Raw genomic sequence first — 17,767 nt, 5'->3', positions numbered from 1 at the left:
TCTATACTCACCATTAGAACCCTCCTCAAAATATTTAAACGATTCTTCTACACAAGATTATTTAATTCCACCTCATTTAAACTTCCAACAACAATATTTCCTTTATACACGACTAAACGTTTTTCTGTTTGACGCGCTACTGCTTCAGCAGCGCATGTCGCATTCGTCAAAACAAAGCTCGCTTCATCCCCTACATTCGGCCATACTCGCTTCCCTTCATTATTTAACGTTTCTTTTCCTCCTGTAATAAAGCGGAGTGCTTTTCCTAAAGACCTTTCGTCACTCCACCCAAAACGCTCTGCTAATCGATTCGCCTTTTGAAGCATATCACCTGTTCCAAACGGTGACCAATGATCTGTAATGCTATCATTGCCTAATGCAACCTTAACACCTTTTTTATCTAATAACGGAATTGGGATTACTTGTTTACCAATTGGCACTGTTGAAGTAATATCAATATTTACATTTGCGAGTCTTTCTGCCACTTCTTCAGCCTCTTTATCAGTAACACCACCAAGTCCAAGTGCATGACTAATCGTTACACGGCCTTGCCATCCTGCTTCTTCTGTTAAACTTGCCAATCTCTTCATCGTAAACGTTCCAAGATTATTCGCATCGTGCAAATGAATATCAACATCCGCATTAAATTCTACTGCGATATCCATAATTGTATGTAATGACTTTTCAATGTCATTATCTACTGTAGCTGGATCTACTCCTCCGACTAGATGAGCACCCATACGCATCGCATCTTTCACGAGTTGCACAGAATCACTGCGCAATAATCCATGTTGCGGAAACGCAACAATTCTACTAGACACTCGATTTTTATATGTTTCTAATGCCGCTAACGTCGCCTCCAGATTACCAAGCCCAATAATCGGATCGACATTACAATGCGTTCTAATATTCGTTGCACCATTTTGCAGTAGTAACTCTAGCATATTTTCCGCTCTATTTTGGGCAGTCGCTAATTGCTTTGGTAAAATTTTTTCTTCTTCATTAAAACGTGTAAAAATACTTTCTGCTGGCATACAAGCTTTCCATGGGCCACTATAATATGTTTTATCAATGTGAATGTGCATCTCTTTGAAAGCTGGCAACATTAATAAGTTCTTAGCATCAAAAGTTACTATATTTTCCTCTTGAACAATCCCTTTTATAATTTTTTTAATTCGACCATCTTCAATAAGTAAACTGCATAATTCTGTTTCTGTTTGTGAAATTCTCTCTTCTTCATATGTATATCCTGATTCAAGCATTACGTTAGTCAACCAATATACTGTCATCTCTATTTCCCCACCCTTTATTAAAAATCACCTCATAACTACAAGTTTAATATCCACTGAAAATTAAGACAATTAATACGATCACTTCTCACAAAAAATGTAATACAACCCCATAGTCTTCTCATAAATTTCCATATAGAATAAAAGTATGCAGTTTGATATAAAAAGGAGTTGATTGGAATATGTCAAAAAAGTTATGTAAATCCGAAACTGATAAAATGCTATTTGGTATATGTGGTGGTTTAGGAGAATATTTTGATATTAGCTCTACTCTTATTCGTATCATTTGGGTTATTGCTGTTTTATGTTTTGGGACAGGATTTTTAGTTTATTTCATTTGTTTATTACTTATGCCACGTTCGTACTAACGGCATTATTTCACATACTTAAGAAGAGCAAATCACCTATAGAATCCTATAGGTGATTTTTTCATGAAGAATATTTCATCGTTAAATGTAATACCGCTACTTCTTCTTCTTCATTTTTATAAATATGCTTCTTATTCGCTTCAAATTGAATGGAATCAAACTCATTTAATTCGTATACATCATTCTCCACTTGAATAGACACTTTCCCTTTCATTACCGTTACAAGCTCAATCGCACCTTCATGATGAGCTTCTGGCTCATATATACTATTTGATCGTAAACAAGCACGGTGCATTTCCATCCCTGTTTCTTTCGTATAACGGAACATCGTTTCTAAATGCCACGCTTGTCCTTCATCTACTGCAAATCCTTCTCCACAGCGCGCAACAGCTACAGGTTCTCCAACAACCATTAATCTGGATAAAGGAATTGATAACCCTTTCGTTATTTTCCAAATGACAGCTAGTGTCGGATTTGTTTCCCCTCTTTCGATCTTTCCTAATGTTAATTTACTAACTCCTGTTTTATGAGCTAATTCTTCTAAACTTAATTTCTGTTCATTTCGAATTTGTCTCAATAACTGTCCAACTTGTTGAATGACTTCTTTCGTTTGCATATCTTCATTTTCTTTCATATATAAAACCACCTTAAAGTATAAAATAGTTTACTTTTAATAATTAAAAGTATATCATACTATACATAATTATTTATTTTCGAAAGGAGTGTTATACTTCATGCGCGCAATTTTATTAGGTCTTTTATCATCGGCCTTTTTTTCTGCAACCTTTATTATTAATAGAGCAATGAATGTATCTGGAACGAGCTGGGCTTGGACAGCTTCCTTCCGTTTTTTATTTGCTCTTCCTATTTTATTCCTTATCGTTTTATTTCGCAAAAACTTTAGGGGATTATGGGAAGAGTTAAAAAAACATCCATTGGCATGGATCGGATGGGGTTCTGTTGCCGGTATTGGTTTTTATTCTTTATTAAGTTTCGCAGCTGTCTTTTCTCCAGCTTGGCTCGTTGCTGGAACTTGGCAAGTTACGATTTTAGCTGGTTTACTACTATCACCACTATTTTTCGTGAAAATAGAAACAAAATCAGGTACGAAACTTGTACGTGGAAAAATTCCACTTCGTAGCTTATATGTTGCATTATTTATTTTACTTGGTGTAATTTGTATGCAAGCAACTGCCGCAGGCCATATTACAATGACTCAGTTCATTTCAGGTTTTTTACCTGTCGTATTAGCCGCTTTCTTATATCCGTTCGGTAACCGAAAAATGATGGAGCTTGTTGGTGGACGCCTTGATACGTTCCAACGTGTATTAGGAATGGCAATTGGAAGTCTTCCTATAACAATCTTGCTTGGTATATACGGATTTTCTACTACTGGCATTCCAACATCCAACCAAATACTTCAAGGATTTTTGTTAGCATTATGTTCCGGCGTTATTGCAACGATGACATTTTTCTTTGCTACTGACTTAGCAAAAGATAACCTCGCTCTACTTGGAGCTGTTGAAGCAACACAAGCTGGAACGATGGTCTTTACCGTACTTGGAGAAATCATTTTCTTAAATGGTTCACTCCCTGGAGGGCTTTCTCTCATCGGAATGATTATTATAATGTTAGGAATGGTTGCAAATAGTATTTTAAACCGTTCTGTTCCAGTCGTTAAACAGAAAAAATCGGCATAAAAAAAGGGTATGGTTCTATAGAGATGAACCATACTCTTTTTTATTGTCCCCCTATTTCGCCTTATCAGAATAGTATTTCATTGGCTGCTTATACTAAAACTTATGCTATAATACGTTTCATGCGCATTAATAGGAGGTAAATTATGTTAAAAAAAGCAATCGCTGAATTTATTGGTACATTTGTACTTGTATTATTCGGAACTGGAGTAGCTGTCACTGGCGGCGGAATTGAAGGAATTGGAACATTAGGAATCGCTATGGCTTTCGGTCTATCTATTGTAGCTATGGCATATAGCATCGGAACAATTTCTGGATGTCACATTAACCCAGCAGTATCAGTAGCTATGTTCATCAACAAACGAATGAACGCTATGGAACTTTGTTATTATGTATTAGCTCAAATTTTAGGTGGTTTCTTAGGAACTGCAACGTTAGTAACAATTTTAAAATCTGCTAAAACACCTTTAGATAATTTAGGACAAAATGGTTTCGGAACTCTTGGTTTATCTGGAGCATTTTTAGTTGAGTTCATTTTAACTTTCGTATTTATTTTAGTTATCGTTGCTGTAACAGGTAAAAAAGGAAGTTCTTCTTTAGCTGGACTAGTAATTGGTTTCACATTAGTTTTAATTCACTTATTAGGAATTCCGTTAACTGGAACATCTGTTAACCCAGCTCGTAGTATCGCACCAGCTTTATTTGTTGGTGGAGAAGCACTTTCTCAACTATGGGTATTCATCGTAGCACCAATTCTTGGTGGTATCTTCGCAGCTATCGTAGGTAAATTCATTTTAAATACTGAAAAATAGAATTTTCAATATTTCTGAATAAAAAAAGGCGAGCCCTCATTATGAGGAAGCTCGCTTTTTTTATTCTTTCATTTTAGACTTTAAATTTGTAACTAATTGATCTACCGTTACATTTGCAAGTACGTTTTCCATCGCTTCTTGCGCTTGCATTAAAATAATTTCTAATACTGATTGAATATTAGCTCCTACTGGACATTCAATGTTGGGATTTTCATGGAAGGAAAATAGCTGTCCTTCTTCTACAACTTCCACTGCTTTATATACATCAAGTAATGTAATTTCTTCTAAATCTCGAGCAAGTGTCGTACCACCTTTACCAGCTTGTACATCAACAAGTCCTGCTCTCTTCAACATTCCTGTAATGCGACGAATCACAACTGGATTTGTATTCACACTACCGGCAATCCATTCAGAGGTACAGCGAGAGTTTCGATCTATCGCAAGTAATGTCAGCATATGAACACCTACTGTAAAACGACTACTAATCCCCATCTGCACACCCTCCTTTTTATTCATTCTATTAAAAGACGACTCTTATCATTATATACTATTTTTAATTTATACATAAAGAAAAAGCATGATTTCAATAGGAAATCATGCTTTTCTCTCATTATTGACGCTTTATAAATTTCGCTAAATCTTTAAATTTCACTTTATCTGAGTAATTCATTACGCCGTTTACGTAAATGCGGCTTGTAACAGCATTTAATACCGCAATTGTCGCCAATAAGACTGCTAATGTTATCGTAATTTCTAGCATACCTGCTTCACCAGCTACAATACGTGAGAAGGTAACCATCGGTGTAAAAAATGGAACGTAAGAACTTACAACGACGATAGTACTATTCGGATCACTTAATGATTTAATACTAATAAAGAATGCAGCCATAATTAAAATCATTACCGGGAAAGATACAGCTTGTAAATCCTCCGTCTTAGACACGACAGCTCCAGCAGCAGCATACATCATCGCATAAAGTAAATATCCCGTAATGAAATAAACAAGAAACATGCTGATAACCTTTGCATCTAATTTCGTGAAGTCAATTGGAATACCCAATAGTGAGGCACTTTCTAAATCGACCCAACCTAACAAATATGGAATAAGATAACCACACGCCAATATGACAAGTTGCAATAACGCCGTTGAAACAACCGCTAAAATTTTCGCATACATCATCGTAAGAGGCTTCACTTTCGGAAGCATTACTTCCATTACACGTGACGCCTTTTCAGATGCAATATTCATTGCGATTGTATTTCCGAACGCTACAATAAACATATATAAAGCAAATGTAAAGAAATAGGCAATTCCGAAAGAAGATGTACGATCTTTTATCGCTTCTTGCTTTACTTGAATTTCTGTTTGTAATTGCTGTGCAATTTCTGGTGAAACATTATTTTTGGCAATCGTCACCATCGTATATTGTTGCTTTAAATATCCTGCCATAATTGCAGAAGTTGCTTGGCTTGGAAATCCATTATACATATATGTAATCGATGGAGCCCCATCCTTTTCCGTCACATGGAATAGACCATCTAAATCGCCTTCTTCTACTTGCTTATGCAGTTTATCAAAATCATCCTTTGAACCAATTGTTATTTTTGCTGATGGCAATAGCTTATTTAGCTCATCTTTTTGTACTTTATATGTGGAACTCTCTACTACAACTGCAATTTTATCTTTATCCTTATTTTTATCATCGCCTGAAGTAAAATGATTAAATGCAAAAATCCCAAACACAACTAAAAATAAAATCGCACTCGTAATTAATGATTTTTTAGATAAAAATGCTTCCCTAAAATAAAATGAAAATACGTGAGAAAATTTACGCATCGTTATTTCGCCCTCTCTACAAAGATTTCGTTTAACGTCGGCTCTAACATTTTGAATTGTCGTAAGCTAACACCTTGCTCTTGCAACTGTTGCAAAATCTTGAGAGCTTCCGCATCGTCTTGTACTTTCACATAAAGAAGGCCTTGTTGTTTTTCATACGATACATGTATAGCTTCTAATCCCTTTTCATTCTCTACTGTATCTTCAATCGTTAAATTACGGAAACCGTATTCTTTCTTAATATCACTTAGCTGTCCTTTTACGACTGCTTCACCTTTTTTCAAAATACATACATGTTGGCAAAAAGCCTCTACTTGTTCCATACGATGACTTGATAAAATAATCGTCTTTCCGCTCTGTACTTGTTCTTCAATAATACTAGCTAACATCCCAGCATTAACTGGATCAAGACCGCTGAATGGTTCATCTAAAATGAGAAGTTCCGGATTATGAAGAAGAGCAGCAATTAATTGGATTTTTTGCTGATTCCCTTTTGAAAGCTCTCCAGCCGTTTTAAATTTATATTCTGGTATCGCTAAACGCTCTAACCAGTGATCAATAGCATGATCTACTTCTTTCTTCGACATTCCTTCTAATCTACCAAAATATCGCAGCTGATCTATTACTCTACTTTTTGTATATAAACCTCTTTCTTCTGGTAAATACCCAATTGTTACACCACTATTTCCAAATGCTTTTCCATCCCATGTAATCGAACCTTCATTAGGCGTTAATAATCCGAGAAGCATTTTGATTGTTGTTGTTTTCCCTGCACCATTTCGTCCAAGTAACCCTAGTACTTCACCTTTTGGTAACAAAATTTGCAAACCGTTAACTGCTTTTGATTCCCCAAATTGTTTCTTTAAGTTTTGAATTTGTAAACTCAAGTATAAAGCCTCCCCTTTAGTATCATTCGTACTCTCTTTCAAAGACTATGTTTATTCAAGACAAAATATAGCACCACGCTTCATCCTCTTATATGTAAACATCGTCATTAATCCATCATTTGTTCTATTTAGTTAAAATTGTAAATAACAAAGTTCTTTTTGTCAATTATAATTGTCATTACGACAATAAAAATTGTCAAAACAGCTATTATTATTTTGCTCATCTTTCTAATATAGGACATACTACTATATATACAAAAGACAATATGCAAATGTTCATATAAAAATATTATATTTTAATATATAATATAAAATGATTTTCTAACATCAAGGAGGATACATATGAAGATGAAGAGGGGCATTACCACTTTATTATCTGTAGCGGTTCTATCTACATCACTTGTAGCATGTTCAGGAACACCAGAGAAAACAGTGGCAAAAGAAGAGAAAGTAAAATTAACAGAACAACAATTAATGGCTGATTTATGGTATCAAACAGCCGGTGAAACGAAAGCACTTTACTACCAAGGGTACAACATTGGTCAATTAAAGCTTGATGCAATTCTTGCAAAAGGGACAGAGAAAAAACCTGCTATCGTGCTTGATTTAGACGAAACTGTTTTAGATAACAGTCCTCATCAAGCAATGAGCGTAAAAACAGGCAAAGGCTATCCTTACAAATGGGATGATTGGATTAACAAAGCTGAGGCTGAAGCCCTTCCAGGCGCAATTGATTTCTTAAAATATACAGAGTCTAAAGGTGTAGATATTTACTACATCTCAAATCGTAAAACGAATCAACTAGATGCGACAATTAAAAATCTTGAGCGTGTAGGTGCTCCTCAAGCAACGAAAGAACATATATTACTACAAGATCCGAAAGAAAAAGGAAAAGAAAAACGCCGTGAACTCGTTTCTCAAACTCATGATATTGTCTTATTCTTCGGTGATAACTTATCTGATTTCACAGGTTTTGATGGAAAATCTGTAAAAGATCGTAACCAAACAGTAGCAGATTCAAAAGCACAATTTGGTGAGAAATTCATTATTTTCCCGAATCCAATGTATGGCGATTGGGAAGGCGCTTTATATGATTATGATTTCAAAAAATCAGATGCAGAAAAAGATAAAATCCGTCGCGACAACTTAAAATCATTTGAAGTAAAATAAAAGAGGATGGCATTCGCCATCCTCTTTTATTTTACTTTCTCTGTTAAAGGCAAGATAAATACTTCCACACGTCTATTCTTTGCCTTTCCTTCTTGTGTATCGTTTGGAGCAATTGAACGGTATTCTCCGTATCCAATCGCACTAAATTTTTCTGGTTGTAATTCTTTATTTTGCAGTAATACTTGCATAAAATTAACTGCCCGCTGCGTACTTAATTCCCAATTCGACGCAAACTGCGCATTGGCAATAGGGACATTATCCGTATGACCCGATACTGTAATTTCACGAGGTGACGCTGAAACAAGTAAGCTAGACATCTCTTTTGCAATCCCTAAAGATTCTAATTTCACATCTGCTTTCCCCGAATCAAACAGTATATTTTCTAATATTGTCACCATTAATCCCTTTTCAGTTAATTTAGTTTGAAAAGAAGAGGATAATTGTTTTTCATTAATATATTGATCAATCTTTTTTTGTAATGCTTTCAATTCATCCATCTCTTTTTTTTCTTTAGCTCTAGCTTCTTCTTGTTTTTTTGTTTGTTCTGCCTCAAGGCTACTTGCTGATAATTCTTTTTCATCATTTGGCTTTTGATCACTTAAAAATTCTTTGTTACCTGTTCCCCCAGCTAATTCACTTCGAAAAGCAACTGCCATCTGTTTAAACTTCGCAGCATCTATACTACTCATTGCGAATAAAACGATAAACAATGCAAATAACAACGTTAACATATCAGAATATGGGATTAACCATGTTTCATCGATATGCTCATCATGTTTTTTCTTTTTGCCTCTTCTATTTTTCTTACTCCGCATTTTTTTCTGCTCCTTTTTCTAGCTTTTTACGCTCAGTTGCAGAAAGTGCACCTAAAATGCGGTTCTTCATAATAAACGGATATGTACCTTCTTGTAACATTAATAAACAATCAATGATTAAACGTTTTTTCTCAATTTCAGCTGAAGATTTTTGCTTTAACTTATTTGCAAATGGATGCCATAATACATAACCTGAAAAAATACCAAAAATCGTTGCAATAAACGCACCCGAAATAGCATGACCTAACTTTTCAATATCAGTTAAGTTACCAAGCGCAGCTACAAGACCGATAACAGCACCTAAAACTCCTAATGTCGGTGCATACGTACCAGCTTGTGAAAAAATAGCAGCTCCCTTTGCATGTCTTTCTTCAATTGCCTCTAATTCAGATTCCAAAATCTGCTCCAAATCTTCTGCGGATACGCCATCAATCACAAATTTCATACCGCGCAAAAGAAATTCATCTTGAATTTTGTCTAATTGTTGCTCTAAAGACAAAATACCGTATTTTCTACTTTCAGATGTCCAATGAACAAATAATTCTAGCAACTGTTCATAACTTAAATCCTTTTTATTTGAACCAAAAAGAACTTTAAATAGTTTTGGAACCCTTTTTAGTTGATTCATCGGAAATGCAATACATACTGCAGCAAATGTACCGATAAAAATAATTAATGCTGCGGCAGGATTTAATAAGGCTGTTATGTCAGCGCCCTTGACGACCATCCCTACTATCACTGCTACAAATCCTAAAATAAGTCCAATAATTGTTGCAAAATCCATTCCCATTCACTCCCAGTCTATACAAGAAGTTCTCTATTCTCGATAATCGCTACATCTTCTTATGTATATATATTACATAAAAAATGCATTTCATGAAAGATAAGAAATGAATTATATAAAAAAATACTACAAATTCACACATTTTCTGACATTTTCTTTGCATTTCTATTACGTTATGACTCTTATATTCCTTTTCCAACAAACTAGATTTATAATAAAAAAAACATTACACATTTTATTAAGAAGGGACTGTGATTACAAGGCATCATGAAAAAGATAATAATTATTTCTGCCACTACTATTGTAATCGGGATCACATCTTTCGCTTACTTTGGTTCTAAAACACCACTACATAATGAAGCAAAAGCTGTCGAAAGTCAAAAGCATAATAACCATAAAAAAGAAGAGATTCCTGCTTTTCCAAAAGCTGATCATAATGCAAAGAAAATAGACAATGACTTTTCAGTGGTAACAAATCCCAAATCTAATCTTGTCTTAATTAATAAACATCGAAAACTACCAGATGGATACATTCCTGAAGACTTAACGAGACCAAATGTACCATTTATTAGTCCAAAAGATAAAGAAAAAACATTGCTGCGAAAAGATGCTGCAGAGGCACTTGAAAACATGTTTAAAGCTGCGAAAAAAGAAGGGCTTGATCTTACAGCTGTATCTGGTTATCGTTCATACAAACGCCAAAAATCGTTGCATGATACATACGTTAGACGCCAAGGAAAAGCCGAAGCTAATTCGGTAAGCGCAATTCCTGGTACAAGTGAACACCAAACGGGTTTAGCAATGGATATTAGTTCAAAATCAGCTAAATTTCAATTAGAGCCTATCTTCGGGGAGACTGCAGAAGGAAAATGGGTCGCAGAACACGCTCATGAATTCGGCTTTGTCATTCGTTACTTAGAAGATAAAACAGATACAACAGAATATGCATATGAACCATGGCACTTACGCTACGTTGGTAATCCATACGCTACATACCTATATAAACATCACTTAACATTAGAAGAAGCGATGGAAGACAAAAAATAAGAGAGCAAATTGCTCTCTTATTTTTCTTTCACTCTATTATTGTAGTAATTTCTTCTTCCATTCTTCAGGCCATGGTTCGCCTCTTCCTGTTTTTTTCGACGCTTGAACCATCATTCCACGACCTACTAAACAAACCTCTCCTGCTGCATTCTTCACCATATAATGTAAATCTAAAGAAGAATTCCCGACCGATCCTGCCTTTACATACACCTTCAGCTGTTCATCAAAATATATTTGCTTAATAAAATTACATTGTAAATCCGCAACAACGATCATCGTTTCTGATGATGCATGTGTCCACTCTTGCATAAATCCAAGTTCTTTAAACAACGCAATACGAGCTTCTTCAAAATAAGTAAAAGCAACGACATTATTTACATGTCCAAACATATCTACTTCACCAAAACGAACCTTTACAGGGTTGTAAAACGAAAAACCACTTTCCCATTGCTCAAAGTCTTCAATATAAGAAATCCTCTTCATTGTTATCTCCCCTTTTCACCTTTAAATAAACAGAATAAACAGAAAAATAAAGTTATAAATATTGCCTCTTCGATATGAAGAGGCAATATTTATTAATAGTTATTATCGCTACCAAAGAAATCTTTGAACGATTGAATTGTTGTATCACGGTTTAATGCCGCAATTGAAGTTGTTAAAGGAATACCCTTCGGACATGATTGCACACAGTTTTGAGAGTTACCACAGTTTGCTAGTCCTCCATCTCCCATAATTGCACGTAAGCGATCTGCTTTATGCATTTCACCCGTTGGATGTGAGTTGAATAAGCGAGCTTGTGATAACGGTGCTGGTCCAATAAAGTCAGACTTACTGTTTACGTTTGGACATGATTCTAAGCAAACACCACATGTCATGCATTTTGAAAGCTCATAAGCCCATTGACGCTTTTTCTCAGGCATTCTTGGTCCTGGACCTAGGTCATACGTACCATCAATTGGAATCCACGCTTTAACGCGTTTTAGAGCATTAAACATGCGACTACGATCAACTTGCAAGTCACGTACAACCGGGAATGTCTTCATCGGTTTTAAGCGAATTGGTTGCTCTAATTGATCGATAAGTGCCGTACATGATTGACGTGGTTTTCCGTTAATCACCATCGAACATGCACCACATACTTCCTCTAAGCAGTTCATATCCCATGCAATCGGAGTTGTTTGGTTCCCTTTTGAATCAACAGGATTACGACGGATTTCCATAAGTGCTGAGATAATATTCATATTCGGACGATATGGAATTTCAAACTCTTGGTCAAACGCTTGCGCATCTGGCCCGTCTTGTCTCGTAATGATGAGGCGGATTGTTTTCTCAGACATGTTGTTTATCCCCCTTCTCTTCACCCTTAGCAGCTACATCGTGTTTTGAAGAATAATCACGTTTACGTGGTTTAATTAACGAAATATCAACGTCCTCGTAATGGAATGCTGGTGCATTTCCTTCTCCCTCAAATTTTGCCATCGTAGTTTTTAAGAAGTTTGCATCATCACGATTTGGGAATTCAGGTTTGTAATGCGCCCCACGGCTCTCATTACGGTTATATGCGCCAATTGTAATAACACGTGCTAACTCAAACATATTTGCAAGTTGGCGTGTAAATGAAGCACCTTGGTTACTCCATCTTGCTGTATCGTTAATGTTAATACGTTTGTAACGAGCCATTAATTCTTCAATTTTCGCATCTGTTTCTAATAATTTTTTATTTTCACGAACTACTGTAACGTTATCTGTCATCCATTCTCCAAGCTCTTTATGAAGAACATACGCATTTTCGTTACCATCCATCGTTAAAATATTGTTAAATTTCTCTGTTTCGATTAATTCATTTTGCTCATATACAGTAGATGAAACAGCATCAGATGATTTAGAAAGACCTTTCATATATTCAATTGCGTTTGGTCCTGCTACCATACCACCATAAATTGCTGATAATAGTGAGTTTGCACCAAGACGGTTACCACCGTGCATAGAATAATCACACTCACCTGCTGCAAATAAACCTGGAATATTTGTCATCTGTTTATAATCAACCCATAGTCCGCCCATTGAATAGTGAACAGCTGGGAAGATTTTCATCGGTAGTTTACGAGGATCATCCCCTGTAAATTTCTCATAGATTTCAATAATTCCACCTAGTTTAATATCTAGTTCTTTTGGATCTTTATGAGAAAGATCTAAGTACACCATGTTTTCACCGTTAATACCTAGTTTTTGCTCTACGCAAACATCAAAGATTTCACGCGTTGCGATGTCACGAGGTACAAGGTTTCCGTAAGCCGGATATTTTTCTTCTAAGAAGTACCATGGTTTACCATCTTTATATGTCCAAACACGTCCACCTTCACCACGTGCAGATTCACTCATAAGACGTAATTTATCGTCTCCAGGAATTGCCGTTGGGTGAATTTGAATGAACTCACCGTTTGCATAATATGCGCCTTGTTGATATACAGCAGAAGCTGCTGTACCTGTATTGATAATGGAGTTTGTTGATTTTCCGAAAATGATACCAGGGCCCCCTGTTGCCATAATCACGGCATCTGCTCCGAAACTTCTAATCTCCATAGTTTGTAAGTCTTGTGCAACGATTCCTCGGCACACACCTTCATCATCAACAACAGCTCGTAAGAAATCCCAACCTTCATATTTCGTTACAAGTCCTGCTACTTCGTGACGACGTACTTGCTCATCTAATGCGTAAAGTAATTGCTGTCCAGTTGTTGCACCAGCAAATGCTGTACGGTGATGTTGCGTTCCACCAAATCGACGGAAATCAAGAAGTCCTTCTTCCGTACGGTTGAACATAACACCCATACGGTCCATTAAATGAATGATACCAGGTGCTGCTTCACACATTGCTTTAACTGGTGGTTGGTTCGCTAAGAAGTCCCCACCATAAATTGTATCGTCAAAGTGGATCCATGGAGAATCCCCTTCACCTTTTGTATTTACGGCACCGTTAATTCCGCCCTGAGCACATACAGAATGTGAACGTTTTACTGGTACTAAAGAAAACAGTTCAACATTTACTCCTGCTTCTGCCGCTTTAATCGTTGCCATTAAGCCAGCCAAGCCACCGCCGACTACTATAAGTTTCCCTTTCATGCTCTCCCACTCCTTACTGGTTTGCTAGCTGTGGATCGATGAACGCTAATAATGCACTCACACCTACATAAGATAAACCTAAGAAAATAGCTAATGTTACATAAGTAGAGATTCTTTGTGAACGTGGAGATACTGTAATTCCCCAGCTGATGCAGAATGTCCATAGTCCATTTGCAAAGTGGAAAATTGTTGAAACAACACCAACTAAGTAGAATGCAAACATAGCTGGATTGTTTAAAATATCTGCCATCATATCATAGTTTACCTCTTTACCTAACATTGCTTGAATACGAGTTTCCCAGACGTGCCAAGAAATGAAGATCAGCGTAACGATACCTGAAATTCTTTGGAAAACGAACATCCAGTTACGGAAATAACCGTAAGAAACCGCATTGTTCTTAGCTGTAAATGCAATATATAAGCCATATATAGCATGGTACAGTATCGGTAAAAAGATGATGAAAATTTCTAGCGCATACCGGAATGGAAGGAGCTCCATAAAGCCTGCAGCTTTGTTAAAAGCCTCTGCTCCTCGTGTTGCAAAGTTGTTTACAATTAAATGTTGCGTCAAAAAGACACCAACCGGGATGACCCCCATTAATGAGTGCCACTTACGAAACGTATACTCGCGGCCTTTCATGTCCCCATTACCCCCCTTGAATGTTTGACTGCTGTTTTCAGATTAGTTTATGACAATAATGTTTTTTCACTATTGGCATAAGAAAAACTGAAAAAATTATTCGAAATATTTCAGCATAATTTGATACCAAGTTCATTTTACTCCTATTTTTGTCGAAGCGTCAAGAAAACGTATACATAATTTGCATATAATTTGCCAATTCTTTTTTTCTTCTTATATATTCAGATTTTCCTAAAGAAAAATCTGTTTTTATAAATGTGAAATGTTATATAATAATCCCTATAGAAAGAGGGGAATATTGTGAGTAAAAATACAATCGATACAACATCTTTAGAAGATGTTTCATTGAACGCCTTCGCTTATGAATTGCTACGTGAAGAATTACTACCTGATTTAATCGGCAACGATTTAGATGGTATTTTATACTGGTCTGGTAGAAACCTTGCAAGAAAATATCCGCTAGAAACAATTGAAGAAGTCATTCAGTTCTTTGAAAAGGCTGGCTGGGGCACTTTAAGCATTGTTGAACATAAGCGTCGTGAAATGCAGTTCCAACTTAAAGGCACACTCATCGCAGAACGTCAAAAACAAAAACGACATTCTTCTTATCAACTAGAAGCCGGATTCATCGCTGAACAAATCCAAAAGCAACGGAACGTCGTTGCAGAGTCATACGAAGAAAAGAAAAAACGTTCTGACTCTATTACATTTCTTGTAAAATGGGATATAAAAGATCTCATTGAAGTGTAAGCATTACCTACAGTCAACTAGACATATCAGTTTAGTTGACTTTTTTGTATTTTCATTCAGATTCATTTATTTTAAATCTTCAGAAATTATACCAAAAAACAGAAGACGTTGTAAACTACAACGTCTTCTTATCTGTTAAATACGTATAAATCGTCTCCGCGACATTTTTCGGCATACCCGCTTCGACAAATTCCTCTATAGAAGCTTCTTTCATCTTCTTTAATGAACCAAAATGTTTTAACAATACCTTTTTCCGTTTATCACCGATTCCTGGAATATCATCCAATGCTGATTGAATGACAGATTTCCCATGTAATTGACGATGGAATGTAATCGCAAATCGATGCACCTCATCTTGAATACGCTGCAATAAATAAAATTCTTGGCTATTTCTCTCAAGCATCACAGGTTCCGGTGGATCCCCAATAATTAAATGGGAGGTTTTATGTTTATCATCTTTTACAAGACCTGCCATCGGAATATATAATCCGAGCTCATTCTCTAAAATATCACTTGCAGCCGCTAGATGGCCTTTTCCTCCATCAATAATAATCAAATCAGGTAAAGGTGAATTTTCTTTAAGCGCCCTTGTATAACGGCGCCTCACAACTTCTCTCATAGACTCATAATCATCTGGTCCTTGAACCGTTTTAATTTTATATTTTCGATACTCTTTCTTCGCCGGTTTCCCATCGATAAAAGCAATCATTGCAGAAACGGGATTTGTTCCTTGAATATTTGAGTTATCAAACGCTTCAATACGATATGGCGTTTCAATCCCAAGCTGCTTCCCTAAATGATCTACCGCTTTAATCGTTCGTTCTTCATCACGTTCAATTAAGTAAAACTTCTCTTCAAGAGCAATCTTCGCATTTTTATTTGCCAATTCTACAAGGTCTTTTTTCTTACCACGTTTCGGCTGCGTCGCTTCCACTTCTAAAAAGCGCTCTACTAATTCCGAGTCTATACTTCCTGGAACGACAATTTCCTTCGGCTTAAAATGACTACTGTTTTCATAAAATTGGCCGATAAACGTTAAAAAACCCTCTTCTGGTTCATCGTAAATTGGAAACATAGAAACATCACGTTCAATTAGCTTTCCTTTTCGAACGAAGAAAACTTGAACACACATCCATCCTTTATCCACTGCATATCCAAACACATCACGATCCACTAAGTCACTCATAATCATCTTTTGTTTTTCCATAATCGCATCAATATGAGCAATTTGATCACGCAACTCTTTTGCACGTTCAAACTCTAGTTTCTCTGAAGCCTCATACATTTTTATTTCTAGTTCTGAACGAACTTCTTTATGTCCACCATTTAAAAACTTAATAATTTCATCTACAATTTCTTTATTTTGTTCTTCCGTCACTTCTTTCACACAAGGTGCTAAACATTGACCCATATGATAATACAAACAAACTTTATCTGGCATATTCGTGCATTTCCGAAGTGGATACATACGATCTAGCAGTTTTTTCGTTTCATGAGCAGATTGTGCATTTGGATAAGGACCAAAATATTTCCCTTTATCCTTTTTTACGTTTCGAGTAATGAGTAAGCGCGGTTGCTTCTCCGCCGTAATTTTAATAAAAGGATATGTTTTATCATCTTTTAATTGAATATTATATTTCGGATCATATTTTTTAATTAGATTTAACTCTAAAATAAGTGCTTCTAAATTCGAAGAGGTTACAATATATTCAAAATCAACAATTTCTCCTACAAGCCGCAGTGTTTTCCCATCATGTGAACCAGTAAAGTACGAGCGCACACGATTTTTAAGCACTTTTGCCTTTCCGACATATATAACCGTTCCTTGCTTATCTTTCATCAAATAACAACCAGGTTGATCTGGTAAAATAGCCAACTTCTCTTTCAAATGTTCGTGCACTCGTCTCCCTCCATTTCTACATACTTAGCATTTTTATTTTCCCTTGAAAACATACTATGCCCAAACACCCAACATACGTTCTTTTATTGTAACGGAAAGACTGTAAAAAAGAAAATAAAAAAAGCTACCAAATGGTAGCTTTTTTATTTTAGAAGTGTTTAGAAACTAATTCTACTAACGCTTCTTTCGGTTTGTAACCTAACGCTTGATCAACTACTTTACCGTCTTTTAATACGAAAAGAGCTGGAATGCTCATTACTTCGAATTGACGAGCAGTTTCTTGGTTTTCATCAACGTCTACTTTTACTACTTTTACTTTTTCGCCTAGTTCTGCATCAATTTCCTCTAATACAGGAGCGATCATTTTACAAGGTCCACACCAAGGTGCCCAGAAATCTAATAATACAACACCTTCGCTAGTTTCTGCTGCGAAGCTTTGGTCATTTGCGTTTACAATTGCCATTTTATTTCCTCCTTCAAGTATATTCTACCAAGAGTATATCATTAACTTATATACGTGGCGAATAATATGTATCGTTATGTATTGTAACAAAAAAATGTTCCTTTATACTATATAAAAATACGGATTAAATACTAAAAAGATGAGAGACAGGGGATCTCTCACCTTTTTCTATATATAGGGGTACT

The 17,767-nt window shown here is 35.9% G+C and carries 19 protein-coding genes; 6 read left to right on the top strand and 13 right to left on the bottom strand.

Going from position 1 to position 17,767, the window contains the following annotated elements; translation table 11 throughout:
* Positions 1-47: 47 nt before the first annotated feature.
* Positions 48-1,289 carry an amidohydrolase family protein gene (locus tag D1166_RS03320; RefSeq protein ID WP_097861859.1) on the bottom strand — a complete coding sequence of 414 codons (1,242 nt, stop codon included), beginning with the start codon at positions 1,287-1,289 and terminating at the stop codon, positions 48-50.
* A gap of 182 nt (positions 1,290-1,471) precedes the next feature.
* Between D1166_RS03320 and D1166_RS03315 the strand changes: the two genes are divergently transcribed.
* Complete coding sequence (locus D1166_RS03315; RefSeq protein WP_000038411.1) at positions 1,472-1,657, top strand: PspC domain-containing protein; 186 nt, start codon at positions 1,472-1,474, stop codon at positions 1,655-1,657.
* Between the two features lie 61 nt (positions 1,658-1,718).
* On the opposite strand, the gene D1166_RS03310 is transcribed toward D1166_RS03315, so the two are convergent.
* Positions 1,719-2,291, bottom strand: coding sequence for a helix-turn-helix domain-containing protein (locus D1166_RS03310; RefSeq protein WP_000661924.1), 573 nt, complete (start codon positions 2,289-2,291; stop codon positions 1,719-1,721).
* 100 nt (positions 2,292-2,391) lie between these two features.
* Here D1166_RS03310 and D1166_RS03305 point away from each other — a divergent pair, with 100 nt between their 5' ends.
* Positions 2,392-3,357 carry a DMT family transporter gene (locus D1166_RS03305; RefSeq protein ID WP_030028417.1) on the top strand — a complete coding sequence of 322 codons (966 nt, stop codon included), beginning with the start codon at positions 2,392-2,394 and terminating at the stop codon, positions 3,355-3,357.
* A gap of 143 nt (positions 3,358-3,500) precedes the next feature.
* On the top strand, positions 3,501-4,166 hold the full coding sequence (locus D1166_RS03300) for an aquaporin (RefSeq protein WP_097861858.1): 666 nt from the start codon (positions 3,501-3,503) through the stop codon (positions 4,164-4,166).
* A 60-nt stretch (positions 4,167-4,226) separates the two neighbouring features.
* On the opposite strand, the gene D1166_RS03295 is transcribed toward D1166_RS03300, so the two are convergent.
* The 3 genes from D1166_RS03295 to D1166_RS03285 form a co-directional block, all read right to left on the bottom strand.
* Positions 4,227-4,658 (bottom strand): Rrf2 family transcriptional regulator, encoded by a 432-nt coding sequence (locus D1166_RS03295; protein WP_000512998.1) that lies wholly within the window; start codon positions 4,656-4,658, stop codon positions 4,227-4,229.
* A 118-nt stretch (positions 4,659-4,776) separates the two neighbouring features.
* Positions 4,777-6,003, bottom strand: a complete 1,227-nt coding sequence (locus D1166_RS03290; RefSeq protein WP_001224976.1) for an ABC transporter permease — start codon at positions 6,001-6,003, stop codon at positions 4,777-4,779.
* 2 nt (positions 6,004-6,005) lie between these two features.
* Entirely contained in the window at positions 6,006-6,890 is an 885-nt protein-coding gene (locus tag D1166_RS03285) for an ABC transporter ATP-binding protein (RefSeq protein ID WP_097861857.1), read from the bottom strand.
* Between the two features lie 342 nt (positions 6,891-7,232).
* Between D1166_RS03285 and D1166_RS03280 the strand changes: the two genes are divergently transcribed.
* A complete protein-coding gene (locus tag D1166_RS03280) occupies positions 7,233-8,060 on the top strand; it encodes a 5'-nucleotidase, lipoprotein e(P4) family (RefSeq protein WP_000782768.1) in 828 nt (275 codons plus the stop codon).
* 26 nt (positions 8,061-8,086) lie between these two features.
* On the opposite strand, the gene motB is transcribed toward D1166_RS03280, so the two are convergent.
* Both motB and motA read right to left on the bottom strand, forming a co-directional pair.
* The gene (gene motB / locus D1166_RS03275) at positions 8,087-8,875 is read right to left on the bottom strand and encodes a flagellar motor protein MotB (RefSeq protein WP_001256735.1); all 789 of its coding nucleotides are present in this window, start codon (positions 8,873-8,875) and stop codon (positions 8,087-8,089) included.
* Positions 8,865-9,659, bottom strand: coding sequence for a flagellar motor stator protein MotA (gene motA, locus D1166_RS03270; RefSeq protein ID WP_000344852.1), 795 nt, complete (start codon positions 9,657-9,659; stop codon positions 8,865-8,867). The genes motB and motA overlap by 11 nt, the downstream gene beginning before the upstream one ends.
* A gap of 267 nt (positions 9,660-9,926) precedes the next feature.
* Between motA and D1166_RS03265 the strand changes: the two genes are divergently transcribed.
* Positions 9,927-10,706, top strand: a complete 780-nt coding sequence (locus tag D1166_RS03265; protein ID WP_000720201.1) for a M15 family metallopeptidase — start codon at positions 9,927-9,929, stop codon at positions 10,704-10,706.
* Between the two features lie 36 nt (positions 10,707-10,742).
* On the opposite strand, the gene D1166_RS03260 is transcribed toward D1166_RS03265, so the two are convergent.
* From D1166_RS03260 to sdhC, 4 genes are all read right to left on the bottom strand, one after another.
* Positions 10,743-11,189 carry an acyl-CoA thioesterase gene (locus D1166_RS03260; RefSeq protein ID WP_000822734.1) on the bottom strand — a complete coding sequence of 149 codons (447 nt, stop codon included), beginning with the start codon at positions 11,187-11,189 and terminating at the stop codon, positions 10,743-10,745.
* Between the two features lie 92 nt (positions 11,190-11,281).
* Positions 11,282-12,043 carry a succinate dehydrogenase iron-sulfur subunit gene (sdhB, locus tag D1166_RS03255; protein ID WP_001291827.1) on the bottom strand — a complete coding sequence of 254 codons (762 nt, stop codon included), beginning with the start codon at positions 12,041-12,043 and terminating at the stop codon, positions 11,282-11,284.
* Positions 12,036-13,829, bottom strand: a complete 1,794-nt coding sequence (sdhA, locus tag D1166_RS03250; protein WP_000676750.1) for a succinate dehydrogenase flavoprotein subunit — start codon at positions 13,827-13,829, stop codon at positions 12,036-12,038. Before sdhA ends, sdhB begins: the two co-directional genes overlap by 8 nt.
* A gap of 13 nt (positions 13,830-13,842) precedes the next feature.
* Positions 13,843-14,469, bottom strand: coding sequence for a succinate dehydrogenase cytochrome B558 (gene sdhC / locus D1166_RS03245; RefSeq protein WP_000678354.1), 627 nt, complete (start codon positions 14,467-14,469; stop codon positions 13,843-13,845).
* A gap of 300 nt (positions 14,470-14,769) precedes the next feature.
* Between sdhC and D1166_RS03240 the strand changes: the two genes are divergently transcribed.
* Positions 14,770-15,219, top strand: coding sequence for a YslB family protein (locus D1166_RS03240; protein WP_000042226.1), 450 nt, complete (start codon positions 14,770-14,772; stop codon positions 15,217-15,219).
* Between the two features lie 115 nt (positions 15,220-15,334).
* Here D1166_RS03240 and uvrC read toward each other — a convergent pair whose 3' ends face one another.
* Together uvrC and trxA are read right to left on the bottom strand one after the other, a co-directional pair.
* Positions 15,335-17,119: an excinuclease ABC subunit C gene (gene uvrC / locus D1166_RS03235; RefSeq protein WP_000544296.1), complete on the bottom strand. Its 1,785-nt coding sequence runs from the start codon at positions 17,117-17,119 to the stop codon at positions 15,335-15,337.
* A gap of 148 nt (positions 17,120-17,267) precedes the next feature.
* Positions 17,268-17,582 (bottom strand): thioredoxin, encoded by a 315-nt coding sequence (trxA, locus tag D1166_RS03230; RefSeq protein WP_001018943.1) that lies wholly within the window; start codon positions 17,580-17,582, stop codon positions 17,268-17,270.
* Positions 17,583-17,767 lie beyond the last annotated feature (185 nt).

Origin of the sequence: Bacillus sp. ISO11, assembly GCF_003458115.1 — a bacterium.
Taxonomy (GTDB): Bacteria; Bacillota; Bacilli; order Bacillales; family Bacillaceae_G; genus Bacillus_A; species Bacillus_A cereus.
Note: the sequence above shows the minus strand (reverse complement) of the source record. Positions and strands in the feature narration are given on the sequence as shown.